The organism is Streptomyces caelestis, assembly GCF_001279005.1.
Lineage (GTDB): Bacteria > Actinomycetota > Actinomycetes > Streptomycetales > Streptomycetaceae > Streptomyces > Streptomyces heliomycini.
Map to the genome: position 1 here is coordinate 1 of NZ_LGCN01000115.1, position 315 is coordinate 315.

The 315-nt window shown below is 69.5% G+C and carries 1 protein-coding gene; it reads left to right on the forward strand.

Going from position 1 to position 315, the window contains the following annotated elements; translation table 11 throughout:
• The coding region (locus ADK41_RS10770; RefSeq protein WP_159043963.1) for a condensation domain-containing protein at positions 1-315 on the forward strand (315 nt) is incomplete at both ends.

Consider the following 315-nt stretch of genomic DNA (forward strand, 5'->3'; position numbering starts at 1 on the left):
CGCTGCCGGCCGACCGGCCGCGTCCCGCCGTCGCCTCCTATCGCGGGGCCACCCACGAGGTGACCTTTCCCGCCGTCACGCATGTGGCGTTGACCGGGCTGGCGCGGGAGACCGGGACCACTTTGGTCCTGGTCGCTCGGGCGGCTGTGGCGACCGTGCTGGCGCGGTGTGGTGCGGGGGTGGATGTTCCGATCGGTTCGCCGGTCGCGGGCCGTCCGGATGAGGCTCTCGACGATCTCGTGGGTTTCTTCGTCAATACGTTGGTCCTGCGGACGGATGTGGGTGGTGATCCCACCTTCCGTGAGTTGTTGGCCC